This is a genomic window from Catellatospora aurea (assembly GCF_042663325.1).
GTDB lineage: Bacteria > Actinomycetota > Actinomycetes > Mycobacteriales > Micromonosporaceae > Catellatospora > Catellatospora aurea.
In genome coordinates, this window is sequence record NZ_JBHTAC010000029.1 from 63,303 (window position 1) to 84,656 (window position 21,354).

Here is a 21,354-nt window from a genome sequence, read left to right on the forward strand (position 1 = left end):
GCTTCGGCGCGTCTGAGCACGCGGAGCCGGAGGGCGGACGCGTGAGGCGGTGCGGGCGTGGTGCGTGAGCCGGACGGCGGCACGGTCATCGACCTCGGCGTGCTGCCGGCCGACGAGTCCGACGAGCCCGCCGGGCCGGTGGTCGCGACCGGCCGGGTGCGCCTGCTGGCGGCGGTGCTGGCGGTGGCGGCGGTGCTGACCGGGGTGACCGCGGCTGATCCGTTCCCCCGGCAGCAGGTGTCCACGCTGGCTTTCCTGCCCTCGTCGACGGGTAGCACGTGGGTCGTCGACGACGCGCTCGTCATGGTGTTCGAGAATCAGCGCGCGGTGGCCTACGACCCGCGCGGCTGGCACGAGCTGTGGTCGGTCCAGGAGGCCGCGATCGTGCACGCGGTCGCGTACGAGGACCTGGTGGTGCTGTTTCGCGGCGACGCGATGAACGAGCCGGCCGAGGAGAAGCCCGAATGGGCGCTGGCCGTGGACCGGGCGACCGGGCAGCGGCGGTGGAGCAGCGAGCGGCAGGTCGAGGTGCGGGGGGACGTTTTGGTCGCGTACGAGCCCGCCGCCGTGGTGCCGGACATCGAAGTGCGCGACACGCGGACCGGCGTGGTGCGCTGGCGCGTGCCCGCCGCGCTGAGCTGGACGGTCGACTCGCGGCGGTCGGCGCTGTGGCGGATCGCCCCGGACCGGGAACTGGTGGAGCACGACCTGCGCACGGGAGCGGTGCGCCGGGCGGCCCGGGTGCGGCTGCCCGAGCCGAACCGGTACCTGAACCTGACGCTCGGCCGCGACGCGGTGGGCCTCACCGGGATCGGCGACGGTGGCTGGGGACGCGGCACGACGCTCTGGTACTCCGCGACCGACCTCACCGCGGTGAGCGCGGCCGGCCAGTGGGCTTGGGAGCAGGACTGCGGGCGCGGCCTGCGCTGTGCGCACACCTTCGACGGCGAGCAGGTGTTCCTGGTCGATCCGGCCAGCGGCGGTGTCCTGCGGACCCTGCCCGCCGGGCAGACGGCCGGCAGCCCGCTGGGCCCGCTGGTGCTCGGCCAGGACGGCCAGACCGAGTTCAGCGTGCCGACGGTCAGCGGGGTGCTCGATCCGCAGACCGGGCAGCTGCGAACCGGGCTGAAGGGCTGGCGGGTGCTCGGGGTCGACGACGATCTCGTACGCATGCTCGGCTATTACGACCTGCCGAACCGGCGCACGTTCCTGGCGGAGCTGACCGAGCGGGCGGCGGTGCGCCTCGGGGCGGTGCCGTACCTGCTGCGGGAGTGCACACTGACCGGGCGGACCCTGATCTGCGCCACGATGGCGGGGGAGATCGTGGTGCTGCGGGTCGACCAGGAGCAGCGGTGACCGGGTCCGAGTCGTCCGGTGCCGCCGTGATCGATCTCGGTGAGGGCTGGGCCGCCGATCCGGCCGAGCGACCGTCGGAGCGCCGCCGGTGGACCGTGCCCGCCGCCGCGCTCTGCCTCGCGCTGCTCGCCCTCACCGTGACCGCGGACCGGCCACGGCCGCCGGCCCGGCTGACCGAGCTGGCCCGGTGGGCCGAGCCGCAGGCGTTCCTGCTCGCCACGGCCGGCACCGACACGCTGCTGGTGCAGACCCATGACGCGATCACGGCGTACGACGCGGCCGACGGCCGGCCGCGCTGGAGCCTGCCGCGCGTGGTGGACTCCATCCACGACGCCGGTGGCCTGCTCGTGCTGGGAATGTCCACACCGGAGGGCGAATCGTCGACGGAGCCGCAGTACGCCTCGAACGAGGCGGTGGCCGTGGACCGGATCACCGGACAGGTGCGCTGGCGCGCGCAGGCCTACCTGCAGCCGGTCGGCGGCTTGCTGCTCGCGTACTCCGGCGACCCGCAACGCCCGGCGGTCGAGGTGCGCGATCCGGCGACGTACGCGTTGCGCTGGCGCGTGCCGGCCCGGCCGTTCGCCGTGGACGCCTGGGGCTCGGGGCTGTGGGAGCTGGCCGGGGACGGGCAGCTGGTGGAGCACGATCTCGCCACGGGCGCGGTGCGCCGCCGGGCCCGGGTCGAGCTGCCCGACGGCACCCGGCGGGCCGTCCTGACCAGCCGCGACGCGGTCGGTGTTTTCGGGTACCGGGTCGACGCCGACGGGTTCGAACAGGTCGCCGGGGTGCGGTGGTACGCCCGAGACGGGCTGGCCGCCGTCAACGCGGAGCACCGGTGGATTGGCGAGTACGACTGCGGAGCCGGAACCTCGTGCGCCTATCCGGCCGACGGGGCGACGCCCTTCCTGATCGACAGCGCCACCGGCACGCCGATCCGGTCCCTGCCGGACACGGCGCACGTCGGCAGCGATGCGGGCCTGCTGGTGTTCGCGGACGGCAGAGTCGGGAGCGACGTCAGCGGCCGGCTGGAACCGGGCAGCGGCCGGTTGCGCACGGATGTGGCGGGCTGGCGCGTCCTGTCCACGACGGGGCAGGTGGCCCGGATCCTCGGGCACGAGGATCATGATCCGTTCGCCACCCACGTCGCCGAGCTGACCGCCGACGGACTGCGCCCGCTCGGCCGGGAGCCGCACGGGCTGGTGCAGTGCGCCACCGTGCCACGGGCGGCGGTCTGCACCACGACGTCCGGCGAGGTCGTCATCTGGCGTATCGGGGAGGAGCTGCCATGAACACGGTGTCGCAGGGACCGGACGCGGTCATCGACCTGGGCGGCGGCTGGCGCGAACCACTGCCCGAACCCGGTGGGGCGGGCCGCCGCCTGCGGGCCGCCGCGCTGGCGCTGGCCGCAGTGCTGCCGCTCGCGCTCGGCGGCGCGGCGCCGCCGACGGTGGGCCTCGTCGAGGTGGCTCGGGTGTCGGTGGCCGACGCGCGGGCCACCGACCTGGTGTTCGTCGGGGGGGCGGTGCTGCTGCGCGGGCAGGGCCGACTCACCGCGTACGAGCTGGCCGACGGCGCCCCCCGCTGGAGCGTGGAGCTGCCGGACCGGCCCGAGATGAGCAACATCATGGTCTCGCCCGCGGTGCCCGACGTCGCGGTGATCGCGCAGTCGGACGGGAGCGGCGCGGAGTTCAGCGTCGCGCTCGACCTCGCCACCGGGGCCGAACTGTGGCGGATCCAGCAGCTCATGGTGCCGGCCGGCGACACCGTGTACACCACGGGCTCGATGTACGGGACGAACGGCGCGCCCGCGATCCAGGTCCACGACCTGCGGACCGGAGCCCCGCTCTGGACCATGCCGGACGCGGTGAACGCCGCGTTCGACGACAAGGGCGGCACCGCCTGGACGGTGAGCCCGGACGGGCTGGTGACGGCGTACGCCGGGCGCGACGGCCGGGTACTGCGCAGCGGCAGGGTGCGGTTGCCCGCGACGGTCGATTCCGCGTTCGCCGGCGGTGGTGAGCTCGCCGTCGGCTACACCACCGACGCCGGCCATCGGGTGGCCTGGTTCGACGGGACGACGCTGGCGGAGTTGCCCCGCCCCGCGCCGGACGGGTGGGGTGTCGACTGCGGTGCGCTGCTGCGATGCGTACGGACGGCCGACTCGGACCGGGGCCTTGAGGTGACCGACCGGGCGACCGGCACGGTGGTGCGCCGGCTGACCACCGAGTCGTATCTGTCCCGAGGCTCCCACCTGTTCATCTTCGACCGCGAGGGCGACATGGACGGCGGGCTGGGCCTTCGCCCGCGCACGCTGATCGACCTCGGCACCGGCCTGACGACCGACGTCGCGGGCTGGGAGGTGCTGTGGCAGCAGGCGCCGGTCACGGTGCTGGTGCGGCTGGCGGAGAAGGGAAAGGTGGTGCAGGTGGCCCGGCTCGGCCCGGACGGGCCCGAGATCCTGGCGCAGTTGCCCGGTGATGTGCAACGGTGTGCGTTCGAGCAGCGGACCCTGCTCTGCACACGGTATGGCGGCCAGGCGATCCTCTGGCGGCTGCGCGACTGATCCGGCCCGGCGGGAGGCAGGGTGACCGTGCTCATCGACCTCGGCGACCCGCGCGGGCTCGCCGATGAGCCGGACGACGGGCCGCGGCTGTCCCGGTCGGGCCGGCGGGCCCTGGCGCTGCTGATCGTGGCACTCGCCGGGCTGCTGGCCTGCGGCGGATCCGCACCGGTGCCGGCCACGCCGCTGCGCTGGACCACCCAGCTCGCGCCCCCGCTCGCCGCACCCGTGGTGTTCGCGGGCGATCTGGTGCTGGCGATGCACCGCGGGGAGGCTGCCCGGAGCCTGGTCGCCGTCGGCGGCGACGGCACGCAGCGCTGGCGGCTGCCGCTGGACGGCGACTCCACCGAGGTGCACGAAGCCCGGCAGGTCGGCGGGACGCTGCTGGTGACGGTGCTCGACAGCGCCGCGGCGGCCGAGCCGTGGACCACGTACGGGCTGGACCCGGCGACCGGGGCGCGGCTGTGGCAGGAGCGGGCGTATCTGCTGGGCGTGGGACCCGGCGGCGCGACCGCGGTGCTGGTCGGCATGTCCGCCGCACTCGACTGGTACGGCGGCTGGGACGTGGCGACCGGGCGGCGGCTGTGGCGGCGCACCCTCGACAAGTCCTTCTGGCTTGCCCCGCACCTGGTCGACGGGCAGCTCGCCGGGGCGGTGCTGGTCGACACCCGGGACGGCGACCGGGTGCGCATGGTCGGCCTCGACGGCGGGCTGAGCGCCGCTCACCCGCTGCCCCCGCAGGCGAGCGGTTTGCAGGTGGTCGGCAGCCTGGCGGTGGTGGCGTACGAGCGCGACGGGCGGCGGCGAGTGGCCGCGCTGCGGCTGCCCTCGCTGGAGCCGGCGTGGGACGTCGCGCCGACGTTCGACAGCCGCCACGTCTACCTGACCGCGTGCTCGCCCCTGGTCTGCGCCAGCGCGGCCGACGAGGTGTGGCTGCTCGACCCCACCGACGGCGCGGTGCGCTGGCAGGGGCAGGTCGGCGGGTTCACCCCGCTCGGGCCGGGTCGGGTGCTCACCGGCACCGACGAGCGCCCGCTGGCCGGCGTGCTGCGCGACGTCACGACGGGGGCGGAGCTGCTGCGGCTGGACGGCTGGACACCGGCCGGGACCGACGGCAGCAGGCTGGTGCTGACCCGGACCGACGGCGACCGGACCTGGTTCGGGGTGGTCGACATGGCCCGGCCGGACCGGGTCCGGCTGGTCGGCACCGGCGGGATCACCCTGGACCGGTGCTGGCTGGGCGGCGCGACGCTGGTCTGCCAGTCCCTGATCGGACTGGACGTCTACCGGCTCACGGACTGACCCGGGCCGCGCGCCGTCACCAGTTGGCCTGGCCCGGCGGGGTCGGCAGCGGCACGGACGCGGGGTGGATGACATACACCACGCCGCGGCTGCTGTTGAGCCAGGCGGACTCCCACTCGGCCCGGCCGACGGGTTTGCGCACCTGCGCGTTGCTCGCCGAGTTCGGGTCGTTGAGCACCGGGTCGCCGTCGGCGGTGAAGCCGACCAGCGCCATCAGGTGGCCGTTGGTGCCGTAGTCCAGGCCGGGGACCTCGCCCTTCTTGTACGACGCCGAGGCGATCAGCGGGATGCCCGCGGCGATGAACCGCTCGGCCTCGTTGAGCGAGCGCAGCCGGGTCACGAAGCCGCGCAGCCCGAACCGGCCCGCGTACGCGGTGTTGAACGGCCAGTTGCCGCACCCGTCGTAGTCGTGGTCGAAGGTGTGCCGGGCGGCGAAGTCGACCCACGGGTCGGCGTAGGAGGGGTCCACCCAGGCGTAGTCCGCGGGAGTGGGGCCGACACCCCAGTAGGCCAGCACCATCGACGTGGAGGTGGGGCTGCACCACGCCTCGCCGCCGCCGTTCCACTGCGGGTACTCGCCCTGGTGGATCTGCTGGGAGTACTGCGGCACGTCGAGCACGACGCCCTGCGCCGCGAGCGGCACGCTCGGGGTGAGCTTGCCGGGGGCGGGCAGCGCCGAGGCGACCGCGCCGACGGTGCGCAGCACCGGCACGTCCGTGCTGCCGACCGGGCGCAGCAGGGTCGCCCGCAGCCGCCAGGAGGCCAGAGCGCGCCCGTCGGCCGCGACGTAGGTGTCGGCGTACACGGTGCCGTCCGCGTCGCCCTGGCCGCGTACGGAGGTGCGCCGGAAGGACACGTCGTCGGCGGCCCAGCGGCCGAGGTCGAACCACTTCGTGGTGGTGCCCGCGACGGTCGTGCCGCTCAGCTCGATCCGCACGAAGCAGGCGCCGGGGGTATCCGCGGTCCAGGACGGGATCACCTCGGTGGCGGCGAAGCCGACTGCGGTCTCCGGCCCGGTCCAGGTGGCGGTCTCGTAGTCGGTGGTCAGCCCGGTGACGGGGTCGGTGTGGGAGAAATGCCCGGTCGGGGCGGCGAAGGTGAGACCTCCGGTGCCGGCGAAGACGCCGCTGCCCGTACCCTCGGCCCAGCGCTGCGGGGAGTCCCAGCGGCGGAAGGCGACGTCCCGTCCGGCGGGCGGCTTCCTGCCTGCCGCGGCGGCCTGCTCGGCCGGCACGGCGGCGGCCGCGACGACCGCACCCGCGGCGGTACGCAGGACGTTGCGTCGGTTCATCGGTGCCTCCCGTGGCGTGGCCGGCGCTGGCGATTCTCTGCAATGAGAGTTCTATGGACGAAGATTTTTTGCAATGGCCCCGGGGTTCTATCTTCGTGGACGGAACCGGGCCGAAGGAAGGCGGAGACGTGCGGGTGCTGGTGGTGGAGGACGAGCGGCACTTGGCCGATGCGATCGCCCGAGGGCTGCGCCGGCACGGGCTGGCCGTGGACGTCGCCTACGACGGCAGCGTCGGTCACGAGATGGCCTTCGTCACGCGGTACGACGTGGTGGTGCTCGACCGGGACCTGCCCGGTATGCACGGCGACCAGCTGTGCGCCGCGCTCGTCGGCTCCGGGGCGCTGACCCGGGTGCTGATGCTGACCGCCAGCGGCAGCGTCGCCGAGCGGGTCGAGGGCCTGCGCCTGGGCGCCGACGACTACCTGCCCAAGCCGTTCGCCTTCGACGAGCTGGTGGCCCGGGTGCAGGCGCTGGGCCGCCGGGCCACCCCGGTCACCCCGCCGGTGCTGCGCGCCGGCGACCTCGAACTCGACCCCGCCAAGCGCTCGGTGACCCGGGGCGGCGTGCTGGTCGACCTGACCAACAAGGAGTTCGGCGTGCTGGAGGAGTTGCTGCGGGCCCGCGGCGGCGTGGTCTCCACCGAGGAGCTGCTGGAACGGGTCTGGGACGCCAACACCGACCCGTTCACGACCATAGTGCGGGTCACCATGCGCACGCTGCGGATGAAGATCGGGCAGCCCGCGCTCATCGAGACGCTGGTCGGCGCCGGCTACCGCATCCCGTCGGCGGCCCAGGACGGCGCCGCGTGACGGCCCGGCCGAAGCGGGTGCCCGCCCGCCGCGGCTTCCGGCCGACCCTGCGCCTGCGGCTCACCCTGCTCAACGGGGTGCTGCTGGTGGGCGCAGGAGTCCTGCTGATGCTGGTCGCCTGGCTGGTCGTGAACGCCGTGCTGCACCCCGCCGACGAGCTGGCCCCGGGCACCATGGTCCGGCTCGCCGACGGGCAGCAGCTGGACGCCCGGCAGTGGCAGGAGTCGGTGCTGTCCGCCGCGCAGACCGAGCTGACCGTCAAAGGCCTGGTCGCCGTGCTCGCGATCAGCGTGGTCGGCGTCCTCGGGGCGTACGCCGTCGTTGGCCGCGCCCTGCGCCCGCTGCACCACGTCACCGCCACCGCCCGCAAGCTCGGCGGGGAGACCCTCGACCAGCGCATCCGCTACACCGGCGCGGACGACGAGGTGGCCGAGCTCGCCGACACCTTCGACGCGATGCTGGACCGGCTCGGCGCGGCGTTCACCGCGCAGCAGCGCTTCGTCGCCAACGCCTCGCACGAGCTGCGCACCCCGCTGGCGGTGATGCGCACCGAGATCGACGTGACGCTGTCCGACCCGGCGGTGGACACCGCCGAACTCAAGCGCATGGCGACCGTCGTGCGCGACGCGTCCGAGCGGGCCAACGCCCTGGTGGACGCGCTGCTCATGCTGGCCCGCAGCGAGGGCCGCACCGGCCTGCGCAACGAGCCGGTGGACCTCGGCACGGGCGTGCTGGGCGCGCTGTCCGCCATGGACCACGAGGTGCGCCGGATCAAGCTCGCCGTCGACACCCGGCTGGACCCGGCCCCGGTCATCGGCGACCCGAGCCTGCTGGACCGGCTGGCCGGCAACCTCATCGAGAACGCGGTCCGCTACAACCACCTGGGCGGGCAGATCTGGGTGGAGAGCCGCCACGACGGCGAGTACGCCCGGCTCATGGTCGGCAACACCGGGTTCAAGGTGGACCAGGCCGACGTGCCCGGACTGTTCGAGCCGTTCCGGCGCGGCGGCCGCGAGCGCACCGGCGCGCGAGGTTCCGGCCTGGGCCTGTCCATCGTGCGCGCGGTGTGTGTCGCGCACGGCGGCACGGTCGGCGCGGTGGCGCTGCCCGGTGGAGGTATGGAGGTCACCATCGCGCTGCCCCTAGCATCGGAGAGATGACCTCTCTGATTCGGCACATCACCGTGGACTGCACCGATCCGTACGCGCTGGCGGGCTTCTGGAGCGAGGTCACCGGCTACCCCCGCGACCCCGACGACAAGCCCGAGGACCCGGCCGCGCTGCTGATGTCACCAGACGACGGCCCGGACCTGCTGTTCATCGCCGTGCCCGAGGGCAAGGCCGTCAAGAACCGCCTGCACTTCGACGTGCAGCCGACCGACCGCAGCCGCGACGATGAGGTCGAGCGGCTGCTCGCCGTAGGCGCGACGCTGGTCTCCGACCTGCGTAACCCCGACGGCACCGGCTGGGCGGTCATGGCCGACCCCGAGGGCAACGAGTTCTGCGTCGAACGCTCCGCCACCGAACGCGCCACCGCCGCGGTATGAGTGCGGACCGCTTACAGGCGCTGTTGGCCGAGACAGCGGACATCCCGATCGTCGCCGACCCTGAAGCGCACTATCGCTGCGTGGAGTCGCGGTCGGCCGACCAGCCTCAGCGACCGATCCCGGCCGATGACCCGGCCTCGGAAACACGATGATCGCTGTTTCGGGTCAGAAAGTGGGGCGGGACCCCGGATTCTGACCCGAAACAGCGATCATCAGCCGTTTCAGGCGAAGGTGCGGCCCGTCACCGCGGCGGAGACGCCCGCGCGGTCCAGGTACGGCGTGATGCCGCCCAGGTGGAACGGCCAGCCCGCGCCCAGGATCATGCACAGGTCGATGTCGGCGGCCTCGGCCACCACACCCTCGTCCAGCATCAGCCGGATCTCCTGCGCGAGCGCGGCCAGCGCCTTCTCCCGCACCTGCTCGCCGGTCAGCGGGGCGTCGCCCTGCACGAGCAGCGCCTCCACCTCCGGGTTGAGCCGCTCGTCGACCAGCAGCGGCAGGCCCGACTTGGCGATCGCGGCCAGGTTGGGGCTGGCCGAGAAGCGGTCCGGGAACGCGCCGTGCAGGGTGCCGCCGACGTGCGCGGCCACCGCCGGGCCGACCAGTGCCAGCAGCGCCATCGGCCGCATCGGCAGGCCCAGCGGGTCCAGCGCGCGGTCGGCGGTCTTGAGCGGGGTGCCCGCGTCGACGGCGTTCCAGATCTCGCCCAGGAAGCGGGTCAGGATCCGGTTCACCACGAACGCCGGAGCGTCCTTGACCAGCACGCAGCTCTTCTTCAGCTGCCTGCCGACGGCGAACGCGGTGGCCAGCGTGGCGTCGTCGGTGGCGTCGCCGCGCACGATCTCCAGCAGCGGCATCATCGCGACCGGGTTGAAGAAGTGGAAGCCCACCACCCGCTCGGGGTGCGCCAGGTCGGCGGCCATCGCGGTGACCGACAGCGACGAGGTGTTGGTGGCCAGCACGGTCTCCGGCTTGACGATCTGCTCCAGCTCGGCCCAGACCGCCTTCTTGACCGACAGCTCCTCGAACACGGCCTCGATGACGAGGTCGGCGTCGGCGAACACGGCCTTGTCGACCGAGCCGCTGACCAGGCCGCGCAGCTTGGCTGCCGTACCCACGGACATGCGGCCCTTGCTCACGGCCTTGTCGATCTCGGCGTGCACGTAGCCCACGCCCTTGTCGACCCGGGCCTGGTCCAGGTCGGTCAAAACGACCGGGACCTCCAGCCGCTTGGCGAACAGCAGCGCGAGCTGCGAGGCCATCAGGCCCGCGCCGACCACGCCGACCTTGGTCACCTTGCGGGCCAGGGACTTGTCCGGCGCGCCCGCGGGGCGCTTGGCCCGGCGCTGGACCAGGTCGAAGGCGTACAGGCCGCTGCGCAGCTCCGGGGTGACGGCGAGGTCGGCCAGGGCCTGGATCTCGGCCTCGATGCCCTCGGCGGTCACGCCGTTCTTCGCCAGCGTGAGCAGGTCGAGCGCCTTCGAGGCGGCCGGGACCGCGCCGTGCAGGCGCTTGTCCAGCTCGCCGCGGGCGAAGCCGACGACCGCGTCCCACATCTCGGAGCGGTCCACCTCGGCCCGGTTCACCGTGACGGTGCCGTTGACGACCCCGGCGGCCCACTCCAGCGAGCGCTCCAGGAAGTCGGCCGGCTCCAGCAGGGCGTCGGCGATCCCCATCTCGAAGGCCTGCTTGGGCTTGAGCATCTTGTTCATCATCAGCGGGTTCTGCACGACGACCTGGGCCGCGGGCACGATGCCGATGAGGTTCGGCAGCACCTGCGAGCCGCCCCAGCCGGGGATGAGGCCCAGCGAGACCTCGGGCAGCGCCAGCGCCGCCGCGCCGGACGACAGGGTCCGGTAGTGGCAGTGCAGCGCCACCTCCAGGCCGCCGCCCATGGCCGCCCCGTTGACGAACGCGAACGTCGGCACGCTGCTCTCGCGCAGCTTGGCAAAGGTGGCGTGGCCCAGCCGGCCGATCTGCTCGACCTGCTCGCGCGAGGTCATCGCGGAGAAACCGGTGAGGTCCGCGCCGACGCAGAAGATGTACGGCTTGCCGGTGACCGCGATGAACGACGGCTGCGCGGCCTGCGCCTCGTCGATCGCCTGCGACAGCGAGGTCAGGCCGCCGGGGCCGAAGGTGTTCGGCTTGGTGTGGTCCAGGCCGTTGTCCAGGGTGATCAGCGCGGCGGGCCGGTCCAGCCCGGGTACGGCGACGAGCCGCAGCTTGGCGTGGGTGACGATCTCGCTCACTTCGCACCTTCCCAGTTCGGGTTCTCCCAGATCACAGTGCCGCCCATGCCGATGCCGATGCACATGGCGGTCAGGCCGTAGCGCACCTCGGGGTGCTCGGCGAACTGGCGCGCCAGCTGGGTCATCAGCCGTACGCCGGAGGAGGCCAGCGGGTGGCCCACGGCGATCGCGCCGCCCCACGGGTTGACCCGCGGGTCGTCGTCGGCGATGCCGAAGTGGTCGAGGAACGCCAGCACCTGCACGGCGAACGCCTCGTTCAGCTCGAACAGGCCGATGTCGTCGATGCTCAGCCCGGCCAGGCGCAGCGCGCGCTCGGTCGACGGGATCGGGCCGACGCCCATCACCTCGGGCTCGACGCCCACGAAGCCGTACGAGACCAGCCGCATCGCGATGGGCAGGCCCAGCTCGCGGGCGGTGTCCTCGGCGGCCAGCAGGCAGCTCGTCGCGCCGTCGTTGAGGCCCGCCGCGTTGCCCGCGGTCACCTTGCCGTGCGGGCGGAACGGGGTCTTCAGCCCGGCCAGCTTCTCCAGCGTGGTCTCGCGCGGCGCCTCGTCGGCGGTGGCCAGGCCCCAGCCGGTCTCCGGGTCGCGGGTGGCCACGGTGACCAGGTCGCCCTGCAGCTTGCCCGCGGCGTACGCGGCGGCGGTCTTCTGCTGGCTGGCCAGGCCGAACGCGTCGGCCCGCTGCTTGGTCAGGTGCGGCAGCCGGTCGTGCAGGTTCTCCGCGGTCGCGCCCATGACCAGCGCGGACGGGTCCACGATCTTCTCGGCCAGGAAGCGCGGGTTCGGGTCGACGCCCTCGCCCATCGGGTGGCGGCCCATGTGCTCGACCCCGCCCGCGATCGCGACGTCGTAGGCGCCGACCGCGATGCCGGAGGCGACGGTCGTGACGGCGGTCATCGCGCCCGCGCACATGCGGTCGATCGCGTACCCGGGGACCGTCTTGGGCAGGCCCGCCAGCAGGGCGGCGGTGCGGCCGATGGTCAGGCCCTGGTCGCCGATCTGGGTGGTGGCGGCGATGGCCACCTCGTCGACGCGCTCCGGCGGCAGCTGCGGATTGCGGCGCAGCAGCTCGCGGATGCAGCGCACGACGAGATCGTCGGCGCGGGTGTTCGCGTAGATGCCCCCGTTCGCCTTGCCGAACGGGGTGCGCACGCCGTCGACGAAGACGACGTCGCGGACTTCACGGGGCACGGTCTGCCTCCTTGCAGTTAGGGAGCTGCCCCGGATGCTACTCGCGAGTAACTAGTTCGGAGAAGAGATCCGCTGTGGCTTGACTCACATGCACAGCGAACGGCGACGACCGCGCGGCCAAGATCGTCGGACTTGCCTGGCGCCTGTGCGTATCTTGAGCGCGCATACGCACATCTGCCTGGCTCGAGCGATCATGGCGGCGCGCCCGGCTCAGGCGGTCGCGCCGTCCGGCGTCGCGTCCGGCCCGGACGGTTCCCCGGTGGAACCGTCCGGCTCGGGTTCGGCGGGGACGGCGACCAGCGCCTGAGCCAGCTCCTCGGCCAGTAGGCCGCACTGCCAGGGCCGGGCGCCCAGGTCGCTGAGCACCTTGGTGACCGCGGCCGCGTCGGGATCGCTCGGCGGCTCCCAGGCCAGCCGGCGAACGAACTCCGGGGTGATCAGGTTCTCCGGCGGCAGGTGGTGCTGCTCGGCGGTCTTGGTGACCACCTCGCGGCAGCGGGCCAGCCGCGCGGCGGCCTCGGGGTCCTTGTCGGCCCAGCGGTGCGGCGGGGGCGGGCCCTCGAACACCGGAGTCGTGGGCAGCGCGTCGTCCGGCAGGGCGCGTGCCTCGTCGAGCGCCTCCAACCAGGTGTTCGCCAGGCGGCGTACCGAGCGGCCGCCGAAGCCCGGCAGCAGCAGCAGCTCGCGCTCGGTCTTGGGGTTCATCTCCGCCGCCGCGACGATGGCGGCGTCGGGCAGCACCCGGCCGGGCGCGGTGTCGCGGCGCACCGCGATGGTGTCCCGGGCGTACCACAGGGCGCGCACCCGCGACTGGGCGCGCGCGCCGCGCACCCGGTGCATGCCGGAGGTCCGCCGCCACGGGTCGGTGCGCTGCTTGGGCGGCCGCGCGCCGCCGGCGACGAGCGCGGCGAACTCCTGCGCCGCCCAGCCGGTCTTGCCCTGGCGGTCCAGCTCGGCGGCGAGCGCGTCGCGCAGCTCCACGAGCAGCTCCACGTCCAGCGCCGCGTAGACCAGCCAGTCGTGGGGCAGTGGACGGGTGGACCAGTCCGCCGCGGAGTGATGCTTCTCCAGGGTGCGGCCCAGTAGCTGTTCGGTCAGCGCGGCCAGGCCGACCCGCTCGAAGTCGGCCAGGCGGGCGGCCAATTCCGTGTCGAACAACCGGCGCGGCCGCAGGCCCACCTCGGCGAGGCAGGGCAGGTCCTGGCTCGCCGCGTGCAGCACCCACTCGGTGTCGGCCAGCGCCTCGTCCAAGGCGGACAGATCACCCAGCGGCACCGGGTCGATGAGTGCTGTGCCGGCCCCGCGGCGGCGCAGCTGCACCAGGTATGCCCGCTGGCTGTAACGGAAGCCGGAGGCCCGTTCGGCGTCCACGGCGACCGGGCCGGTGCCCGCGGCGAACCTGGCCACGACCTCGGCGAATTCCGCCGGGGTGACCACCGGTTCGGGGGTGCCGTCGGCTGGTTCGGTCAGCAGCGTCGGCCCACCGCCGTTCGGTGTTCCGTCCGGCGCGCCGTCGCCCGAAGGGGTGCGATGGCGGGTCCGACGGCGCAGTGGTGCGTCCTCGTCGGTCATGGTCACACCGTACGGCCAGCCGGTCGGCGATGACGGCAGCACCCCGGGTATGGCGCGTCGGTGACCGGTGGGGCGGATGTGACGGACCTGTGAACGTCGGAGCAAAAGGGCTCCGAACGGGGGTGATGCGATTCGACAGCACCCAGTATGGTGTGCCAGCCCGATCACACCTGATCGGTGCACGGGGAGGAACACATGAGCACGGGCCCGCAGCCCGACACGTCGCCGGGCGCTGTCCCGCAGGGCGTGCCCGCACCGCATGCCGGTGCGCCGATCCCGGCCCAGCACATGCCGCCGCAGCCGGCCGTGCCGCAGCACCCGGCGCCGCCGCAGCCCGTGCCGGCGCACCTGATTCCGGCGCAGCCCGGTCCCGCCGGCGTCCCGGGTCCCTACCCGCCGGTTCCGGCGGGTCCCTACCCGCCCGTGCCGGCCGGTCACCTGCCGGGCCCGTTCCCGCCCGCCGCCCCGCCGCAGCAGCCGTGGCCGCCGCAGGTCCCGCCGCAGCCCGTACCGATGGCGCACCCGCTGGTCCCGCACCCCGCGTCCGCGGTGCCGGTGCCGCCGGCGGCCCGCCCGTCGGGTGGCGGCTGGCGTCGTGTGCTGCGTTTCAACACGGTCCTCGCCGTGCTGCTGGCTGTGCTGATCGGCATGGTGGCCTGGCAGAACGTGCGGATCGGGGAGCTGAGCACCGCGCTGGACAGCGCCGACCGGCGCCTGACCGAACTCCAGCAGAAGGACGGCGGCCGCCTGACCGACGCCGAGTCCCGGCTCGGTGCGCTGGAGAAGGAGGTCGGCGGGGCCTTCAACGTGGAGAAGCTCGCCGCGGCCGTGCTGCCCAGCGTCTTCCGCGTGGAGGCGGGCCCCTTCACGGGCACCGCGTTCGCGGTCGGGCCGAAGGCCTCCGACGGCGGCACCAACCTGTTCACGAACTTCCACGTGGTCGAGTCGGTCTACAAGGACGGCGGCCGCACCGTGAAAATCACGCGTGACGGACAGCGGTTCGATGCGAAGATCGTGCGCGTCAACAAGCTCCGTGATGTGGCCCAGCTGCACACCACGGCGAAGTTCACCGGACTGACGGTCGCCAAGACGCCCGCCAAGCCCGGTCAGCAGATCATCGCGGTGGGCGCCCCGCTGGGCCTCACCGACACGGTCACCAGCGGCGTCATCAGCGCGATCCGGGAGTCCGGATACGAAGAGGGCCCGATGGTGCAGTTCGACGCCGCCATCAACCCCGGCAACTCCGGCGGCCCGGTGATCAACGGCCAGCAGGAAGTGGTCGGCATCACCGTCGCCGGATACCTCAACGCCGAAGGCCTCGGGCTCGCGATCCCCATCGCCGACGCCTGCAAGCTCTTCACCGTCTGCTGACCGGAACCCCTTCGGTTCAGCGCGCACCACCATTCACGGAGGAAACAGATATGACCCACCCCGCGTCCCCGGCCGACGAGGTTCCCACGACGGCAGTGCCGGCGCAGGCGCCCGTTCTCCCGGAGACCGCGCCTGCCACGGAGCCCGTGGCGGCCGCGCCCGCCCCGGTCTACCCCGCCGCCCCGGCGGCCGACGCCACCGTCGCGCAGCCGGCCGCTTACCCGGCCACCGCGCCGCAGCCGGTCGCCGGCTACCCGGCCGCGACCCCGCAGCCGGCCGCCGCTTACCCGGCCACCGCGCCGCAGCCGGTCGCCGCGGGTTACCCGGCCACCGCGCCGCAGCCGGTCGCCGCGGGTTACCCGGCCGCCGCGCAGCCCGCCGGCTACCCGGCCGGTTACGCCCCGATCCCGGCGCAGCCGGAGGGCTACCCGGTGTCGGCTGTGCCGGTGTCGGCGTACCCGACCTCCGGCTACGGTTACCCGGCCGCCGCCCCGGCACCGGTCAAGAAGTCCAAGGCGCCCCTGGTGCTGGGCATCGCCACCGGTCTGCTCGTGCTGGCCACCGGCGTGATGACCACGCTGTTCGTGCTCAAGTCGGGCGAGCTGGCCGACACCAAGACCACGCTGACCCAGCAGGTCGCCGAGCGCGACAAGACCATCAAGTCCAAGGACGGTGAGATCTCCTCGGGCAAGTCCCAGCTGGAGACCACCAAGGACGAGCTGGAGAAGTCCAAGCAGGACCTCCTGGGCGTGCAGAACGAGAACAAGGCGATGGTGGTCTGCCTCGACAAGCTCGACGCGTTCTTCAGCGCGCCGTCCGAGGCGCGGGCGAAGGCCCTGGACAAGGCCTGCAAGGCCTACCTCTGACGCGCAGGCGCGGGTGGGACGGTCCGCGCCCGGCGCGTGACCTGAGGAACCGCTGACAAGGGCGGCCGGTGCTCCGGCCGCCCTTCGTCGTCAGCGCTGTTCGGTGCGGCGCAGCGGCAGCGCGGACACGCCGACCGGCGGCAGGCCCGCGGTCGAGGCGAGCAGCGCGCACCAGGCCGCCACGTGGCCCTCCAGGTTGAGGTCCAGCGGGGTCCAGGAGGCGCGCAGCTCCAGGTCCGTGGTGGGCGGGCCGTCGGCGGCCAGCGCGCCGAAGCGGCTGGAGATGGTCTGGGTCACCGTGCCGCCGATCGCGGCGTATCCGGAGCTGTGCGCGTCGAGCGCGTCCACCAGCCAGCTCCAGCCCACCTGGGGCAGCAGCGGGTCGGTGGCCAGTTCCGGCTCCAGTTCCGCGGTGACGTACGTGACGAGCCGGGTGTCGCCTTCCCACGCCTCGTGCCCCGCCGGGTCGTGCAGCAGGATGAGCCGCCCGGTGGTGACCTCCTCGCCACGGCGCAGCACGGTCGCGCCGAGGGCGAAGGCGTGCGGGGCGAGCCGGCTCGGGGCCGGCACCTCCTCCAGCGCTATCTCGCTCCGGGGGTGGGCGGCACGCAGCGCGGTGACGGCGCGCGTGAACGTCTCGGGGAGTGCCGTCGTGAGCGCCATAGCCGTACCCTAGGGGGCCGCGGGACCGTTGTGGTGGTTCGGCGCGCCGATAGGGCTCACATCCGCGCCACCCGTTCGGAGATCGTTATCTGACCGGTGGCACGATGGCCGTGATGAGCAGTGCAACTGACACCAGTCCCGCGGGCCGCACGGCCGGCTCCGCATTCGTCCGAGCGTGCCGCGGCCAGTCCGTGCCGCATACGCCGGTGTGGTTCATGCGGCAGGCGGGGCGCTCGCTGCCGGAGTACCGCGCGCTGCGGGCCGGGATCCGCATGCTGGAGTCCTGCCGGCAGCCCGACCTGGTCACCGAGATCACCCTGCAGCCGGTACGCCGCCACGGCGTGGACGCCGCCATCTTCTTCAGCGACATCATGGTGCCGCTGGACGCGGCCGGGGTCGAGCTGGACATCGTGGCCGGCACCGGCCCGGTCGTCGCCGAGCCGGTCCGCACGCTCGCCGACCTGGACCGGGTGCGCCCGCTCGACCCGGCCGCCGTGTCCTACGTGGACGCCGCGGTCCGGATGCTCACCGCGGAGCTGCTCGACAAGCCGCTGATCGGCTTCGCCGGGGCGCCGTTCACGCTCGCCAGCTACCTGGTCGAGGGTGGTCCGTCGCGCAACCACACCCAGACCAAGGCCCTGATGTACGGCGACCCACAGCTCTGGCACGCGCTGCTGGACCGGCTCGCCGACATCACGCTGACCTTCCTCAAGGTGCAGATCGGCGCGGGCGTCAGCGCCGTGCAGCTGTTCGACTCCTGGGTCGGCGCGCTGTCCGAAGCGGACTACCGCCAGTACGTGCAGCCGCACTCGCGCAAGGTGCTGGACGGCCTGGCCGACGCCGGGCTGCCCCGCATCCACTTCGGCGTCGGCACCGGCCTGCTGCTGCCCGCGATGGCGCAGGCGGGCGCGGACGTGGTCGGCGTCGACTGGCGCACCCCGCTGGACCAGGCCGCGAAGCAGGTGCTGGGGCATCCGGTGCAGGGCAACCTCGACCCGGCGGTGCTGTTCGCGCCGTGGGAGGTCGTCGAGCGTGAGGTGCGCCGGGTGCTCGCCGAGGGCCGCGCGGCCCCCGGCCACGTCTTCAACCTCGGCCACGGGGTGCTGCCGGAGACCGACCCGACCGTGCTCACCCGCGTCGTGGAGCTGGTGCACACGCTCAGCGCCCGATGAGCGAGCGCGGCATGGGCTGCGGTGAGCGAGCCTGCGCCGAGTGGAGCGAGGAGTGAGCATGACCAGGCACACCGTCGTCGTCGGGGGAGGCGTCGCCGGGTTGGCGGCCGCGCTGCGGCTGTCCGGGGCGGGCCACCGGGTGACCGTGGTGGAGCAGTCGGCTCGGCTGGGCGGGCGGATCAGCACCCGGCCGGACGGCGTCGACACCGGTGCGGAGCAGTTCCTGATGCGCGACCCGGCCGGTGGTCCGAGTGGCGCGAAGCGACTCGTCGACGAACTGGGGCTGGGGGACCGGCTGGTCCACCCGGCGATCGCGGGGGCGGGGCTGTGGCTGGACGGGCGGCTGCGGCCGCTGCCCGGCGGCACGGTGATGGGCGTGCCGGGCCCGCAGGCCGCGCTCGACGGCATCGCCGCCCTCGACGACCACGACGCGGACCGCGGTGTCCCGGTGCTGCCCGCGGGCGAGGACCGGTCCGTCGGCGCGCTGGTACGCGAGCGGCTCGGCGGCGAGGTGGTCACGCACCTGGTCGACCCGCTGCTCGGCGGCGTGTACGCGGGCAGCGCCGACGGCCTGTCGCTGGCGGCCACGGTGCCCGCGCTGCACCGGCTGCTCGGCACGGAGCACACGCTGCGCGGCGCGGTGGCGCTGACGGCGGCCGCGAGCCGGGCCCACCAGCCGGGCAGCCCCGTCTTCGGCACCCTGCGCGGCGGCCTGGGCGGCCTCATCGACGCCGCCGCCGCGGAACTGGCCCGCCGTGGCGTAGATGTGCTGACCGGCGTGCCAGTACGCATGCTGGCCCGGCACGGGGACGGCTGGACGCTGTCGGTCGGCGCGGCGGCCCCCGACGCCCCGGACAGCGTGCGCGCGCGGCAGCTCGACTGCGACGCGGTCGTGCTGGCCGTTCCGGCGCGTCCCGCGTCGCGGCTGCTGCGCGACGTGTCGCCGGACGCGGCGGCGCTGGTCGGTGTGCTCGACTACGCCAGCGTCGGGCTGGTGACGCTCGAGCTGGCGGGCGTCGAGCTGCCCGCGCTGACCGGCTTCCTGGTCCCCGCCGACCAGGGTTTGACCATCAAGGCGGCCACCTTCTTCAGCACCAAGTGGGCGCACCACGCCCGCCCGGACGGCCGGGTGCTGCTGCGCGCCAGCGTCGGCCGGTACGGCGAGCAGGCGGTGCTGCAGCGCCCGGACGCGGAGCTGGTGCGGGCGGTGCTCGCCGATCTGGGCACGGTGCTCGGCACCACGCTGCCCGCGCCCGCCGCGGCGGAGGTGACCCGCTGGGGCGGCGGGCTGCCGCAGTACGCACCGGGGCATGTCGATCGGGTCGGGCAGGCCCGGACGCTGCTGGCCGACCTGCCGCTGGCCCTGGCCGGCGCGGCCTTCGACGGGGTGGGCATCCCCGCCTGCGTCGCTTCCGCGGAGCAGGCCGCCGACCGGATTCTGGAAGGATGACTGGCATGACCGAACAGACGAACGCGGCCCGGCTGCGGGAGCTCAACGACACCATCCGGTACACGATGTGGTCGGTGTTCCGGGTGAAGGGGCCGCTGCCCTCGATCCGGTCGGAGGTGTCCGGCGAGGTCGACGCGCTGTTCGCGCAGCTCGCCGACAAGGACGTCACGGTGCGCGGCGTCTATGACGTGGCGGGCCTGCGCGCCGACGCGGACGTGATGATCTGGTGGCACTCCGGCTCCTCCGACGCGCTGCAGGACGCGTACGGCCTGTTCCGGCGGACGGCGCTGGGCAAGTGCCTGACCCCGGTCTGGTCGCAGGCGGCGCTGCACCGCCCGGCCGAGTTCAACAAGAGCCACATCCCGGCGTTCCTGGCCGGTGAGGAGGCGCGGCGGTACGTCTGCGTCTACCCGTTCGTGCGCTCGTACGAGTGGTACCTGCTGCCGGACGAGGAGCGCCGCGAGATGCTGGCCGAGCACGGAAAGATGGCGCGCGGCTACCCGGACGTGCGGGCCAACACGGTCGCCTCGTTCGCGCTGGGCGACTACGAGTGGATGCTGGCGTTCGAGGCCGACGAGCTGCACCGGATCGTGGACCTGATGCGCGACCTGCGCGCCTCGTCGGCCCGCCGGCACGTGCGCGAGGAGGTCCCGTTCTACACGGGCCGCCGCCGCTCGATGGAGGAGCTCGTCGCCGCCCTGCCCTAGGGGAGCGCTCCCGGCGGTCACGCGGTGCTGACGTCCTACGAACAGGGCCGCGAGAAGTTTTGCAAACTGTAGGGCAACCCGTGCAACTGATTTGCACGATCGTGCCCTACACTTGCGTACCATGACGCGCAGACTCGCCGAAGTGGCGAAGTACGTGGGAGTGAGCACGGCCACCGTGAGCAGGGTGCTCAACGGTCGCCCCGGCATCTCCGAGGCCACCCGTACGGCCGTGCTCACCGCGCTGGACGTGCTCGGCTACGAGCGCCCCACCAAGCTGCGCGGCGAACGGGCCCGGCTGGTCGGCCTGGTCCTGCCCGAACTGCAGAACCCGATCTTCCCGGCGTTCGCCGAGGTCGTGGCCGGCGCGCTGGCCAAGCGCGGGTTCACCCCCGTGCTGTGCACCCGCACCGCCGACGGCGTCGCCGAGTCCGACTACGTGGACATGCTGCTGGAGCAGCAGGTGTCCGGCGTGATCTTCGCGGGCGGCAACTACGCCCAGGCCGACGCCGACCACGAGCACTACCGCCGGCTGCTCGACCGCGGGCTGCCCGCGATACTGGTCAACGCGGGCATCGACGACCTGGGCTTCCCCCGGGTGTCGGCCGACGACGCGGTGGCCACCGAGCAGGCGTACAACCACCTGGTGTCGCTGGGCCACGACCGGATCGGCCTCATCCTGGGCCCGCCCGACCACATGCCGTCCTCGCGCAAGCGCCAGGCGTTCCCCGGGGCCGACGACATGGTCGAGCGCACCATCTTCTCGATGGAGGGCGGCCACGCCGCCGCAGCGCGGCTGATCTCGCGCGGCGTCACCGGCCTGATCTGCGCCTCCGACGTGCTGGCGCTCGGCGCGGTGCGCGGCGCGCGCCGGCTGGGCCTGTCCGTGCCCGGTGACGTCTCGCTGGTCGGGTACGACGACTCGGCCGTGATGACCTGCACCGACCCGCCGCTGACCACGGTGCGCCAGCCGATCGAGGCGATGGGCCAGGCCGCGGTGGCGCTGCTGGTCAGCGAGATCGCGGGCAACGTCGTCCCCGCCGACGAGCTCCTCTTCGAGACCGAACTCGTGGTACGCGGCTCCACCGCCGCCGTCCCCGCCAGCGCCCGCCTCGTCCCCGCCCAGTCCCGCTCCGCCGACTGACCTCTCCTTCCCCGAACGGCTCCGCGCACCCGTGCAAACGGCGTGCACGGAGCCGTTCGCCGTTCCCACCCCGCCCCACCCCCCCCCCCCCCCCCCCCCCCCCCGC

Annotated in this window: 18 protein-coding genes; 13 read left to right on the forward strand and 5 right to left on the reverse strand. The window is 73.7% G+C overall.

From position 1 onward, the window contains the following. Positions 1–57: 57 nt before the first annotated feature. Genes ACFQO7_RS24900 through ACFQO7_RS24915 form a run of 4 tightly spaced genes read left to right on the forward strand, consistent with a single transcriptional unit; the run spans position 58 to position 5,218 of the window. Positions 58–1,356, forward strand: a complete 1,299-nt coding sequence (locus ACFQO7_RS24900) for a hypothetical protein (protein WP_376808630.1) — start codon at positions 58–60, stop codon at positions 1,354–1,356. Next, positions 1,353–2,645, forward strand: a complete 1,293-nt coding sequence (locus ACFQO7_RS24905) for a hypothetical protein (protein ID WP_376808631.1) — start codon at positions 1,353–1,355, stop codon at positions 2,643–2,645. Before ACFQO7_RS24900 ends, ACFQO7_RS24905 begins: the two co-directional genes overlap by 4 nt. After that, positions 2,642–3,919 carry an outer membrane protein assembly factor BamB family protein gene (locus tag ACFQO7_RS24910; RefSeq protein WP_376808632.1) on the forward strand — a complete coding sequence of 426 codons (1,278 nt, stop codon included), beginning with the start codon at positions 2,642–2,644 and terminating at the stop codon, positions 3,917–3,919. The genes ACFQO7_RS24905 and ACFQO7_RS24910 overlap by 4 nt, the downstream gene beginning before the upstream one ends. A gap of 21 nt (positions 3,920–3,940) precedes the next feature. Continuing rightward, the gene (locus tag ACFQO7_RS24915; RefSeq protein ID WP_376808633.1) at positions 3,941–5,218 is read left to right on the forward strand and encodes a PQQ-binding-like beta-propeller repeat protein; all 1,278 of its coding nucleotides are present in this window, start codon (positions 3,941–3,943) and stop codon (positions 5,216–5,218) included. A 16-nt stretch (positions 5,219–5,234) separates the two neighbouring features. Here the strand turns inward: ACFQO7_RS24915 and ACFQO7_RS24920 are convergent, their stop codons facing one another. Further along, the gene (locus ACFQO7_RS24920) at positions 5,235–6,509 is read right to left on the reverse strand and encodes a C39 family peptidase (RefSeq protein ID WP_376808634.1); all 1,275 of its coding nucleotides are present in this window, start codon (positions 6,507–6,509) and stop codon (positions 5,235–5,237) included. A gap of 128 nt (positions 6,510–6,637) precedes the next feature. Here ACFQO7_RS24920 and ACFQO7_RS24925 point away from each other — a divergent pair, with 128 nt between their 5' ends. Genes ACFQO7_RS24925 through ACFQO7_RS24935 form a run of 3 tightly spaced genes read left to right on the forward strand, consistent with a single transcriptional unit; the run spans position 6,638 to position 8,864 of the window. Then, on the forward strand, positions 6,638–7,318 hold the full coding sequence (locus ACFQO7_RS24925) for a response regulator transcription factor (protein WP_361044630.1): 681 nt from the start codon (positions 6,638–6,640) through the stop codon (positions 7,316–7,318). 17 nt (positions 7,319–7,335) lie between these two features. Further along, complete coding sequence (locus ACFQO7_RS24930; RefSeq protein ID WP_376808645.1) at positions 7,336–8,478, forward strand: sensor histidine kinase; 1,143 nt, start codon at positions 7,336–7,338, stop codon at positions 8,476–8,478. Then, entirely contained in the window at positions 8,475–8,864 is a 390-nt protein-coding gene (locus tag ACFQO7_RS24935; RefSeq protein ID WP_376808635.1) for a VOC family protein, read from the forward strand. The genes ACFQO7_RS24930 and ACFQO7_RS24935 overlap by 4 nt, the downstream gene beginning before the upstream one ends. 221 nt (positions 8,865–9,085) lie before the next feature. Here ACFQO7_RS24935 and ACFQO7_RS24940 read toward each other — a convergent pair whose 3' ends face one another. The 3 genes from ACFQO7_RS24940 to ACFQO7_RS24950 all read right to left on the reverse strand — a co-directional run bounded on the left by ACFQO7_RS24940 (position 9,086) and on the right by ACFQO7_RS24950 (position 13,878). Continuing rightward, positions 9,086–11,113 carry a 3-hydroxyacyl-CoA dehydrogenase NAD-binding domain-containing protein gene (locus ACFQO7_RS24940; RefSeq protein ID WP_376808636.1) on the reverse strand — a complete coding sequence of 676 codons (2,028 nt, stop codon included), beginning with the start codon at positions 11,111–11,113 and terminating at the stop codon, positions 9,086–9,088. Continuing rightward, the gene (locus tag ACFQO7_RS24945) at positions 11,110–12,306 is read right to left on the reverse strand and encodes a thiolase family protein (protein WP_376808637.1); all 1,197 of its coding nucleotides are present in this window, start codon (positions 12,304–12,306) and stop codon (positions 11,110–11,112) included. Before ACFQO7_RS24945 ends, ACFQO7_RS24940 begins: the two co-directional genes overlap by 4 nt. A 210-nt stretch (positions 12,307–12,516) precedes the next feature. After that, entirely contained in the window at positions 12,517–13,878 is a 1,362-nt protein-coding gene (locus ACFQO7_RS24950) for a ribonuclease D (protein ID WP_376808638.1), read from the reverse strand. A 195-nt stretch (positions 13,879–14,073) separates the two neighbouring features. Between ACFQO7_RS24950 and ACFQO7_RS24955 the strand changes: the two genes are divergently transcribed. Both ACFQO7_RS24955 and ACFQO7_RS24960 read left to right on the forward strand, forming a co-directional pair. Beyond that, the gene (locus ACFQO7_RS24955; RefSeq protein ID WP_376808639.1) at positions 14,074–15,249 is read left to right on the forward strand and encodes a S1C family serine protease; all 1,176 of its coding nucleotides are present in this window, start codon (positions 14,074–14,076) and stop codon (positions 15,247–15,249) included. A gap of 50 nt (positions 15,250–15,299) precedes the next feature. Next, positions 15,300–16,115 carry a hypothetical protein gene (locus ACFQO7_RS24960; protein ID WP_376808640.1) on the forward strand — a complete coding sequence of 272 codons (816 nt, stop codon included), beginning with the start codon at positions 15,300–15,302 and terminating at the stop codon, positions 16,113–16,115. A 90-nt stretch (positions 16,116–16,205) separates the two neighbouring features. Here ACFQO7_RS24960 and ACFQO7_RS24965 read toward each other — a convergent pair whose 3' ends face one another. After that, positions 16,206–16,778 carry a DUF3000 domain-containing protein gene (locus ACFQO7_RS24965; protein WP_360529845.1) on the reverse strand — a complete coding sequence of 191 codons (573 nt, stop codon included), beginning with the start codon at positions 16,776–16,778 and terminating at the stop codon, positions 16,206–16,208. A 104-nt stretch (positions 16,779–16,882) separates the two neighbouring features. Here ACFQO7_RS24965 and hemE point away from each other — a divergent pair, with 104 nt between their 5' ends. The 4 genes from hemE to ACFQO7_RS24985 all read left to right on the forward strand — a co-directional run bounded on the left by hemE (position 16,883) and on the right by ACFQO7_RS24985 (position 21,248). Beyond that, complete coding sequence (hemE, locus tag ACFQO7_RS24970) at positions 16,883–17,950, forward strand: uroporphyrinogen decarboxylase (RefSeq protein ID WP_376808641.1); 1,068 nt, start codon at positions 16,883–16,885, stop codon at positions 17,948–17,950. 58 nt (positions 17,951–18,008) lie between these two features. Continuing rightward, positions 18,009–19,400, forward strand: a complete 1,392-nt coding sequence (gene hemG / locus ACFQO7_RS24975; RefSeq protein ID WP_376808642.1) for a protoporphyrinogen oxidase — start codon at positions 18,009–18,011, stop codon at positions 19,398–19,400. A 5-nt stretch (positions 19,401–19,405) separates the two neighbouring features. Next, the gene (gene hemQ, locus ACFQO7_RS24980; RefSeq protein WP_361044607.1) at positions 19,406–20,107 is read left to right on the forward strand and encodes a hydrogen peroxide-dependent heme synthase; all 702 of its coding nucleotides are present in this window, start codon (positions 19,406–19,408) and stop codon (positions 20,105–20,107) included. 121 nt (positions 20,108–20,228) lie between these two features. Continuing rightward, complete coding sequence (locus ACFQO7_RS24985) at positions 20,229–21,248, forward strand: LacI family DNA-binding transcriptional regulator (protein WP_376808643.1); 1,020 nt, start codon at positions 20,229–20,231, stop codon at positions 21,246–21,248. The last annotated feature ends 106 nt before the right edge of the window (positions 21,249–21,354 follow it).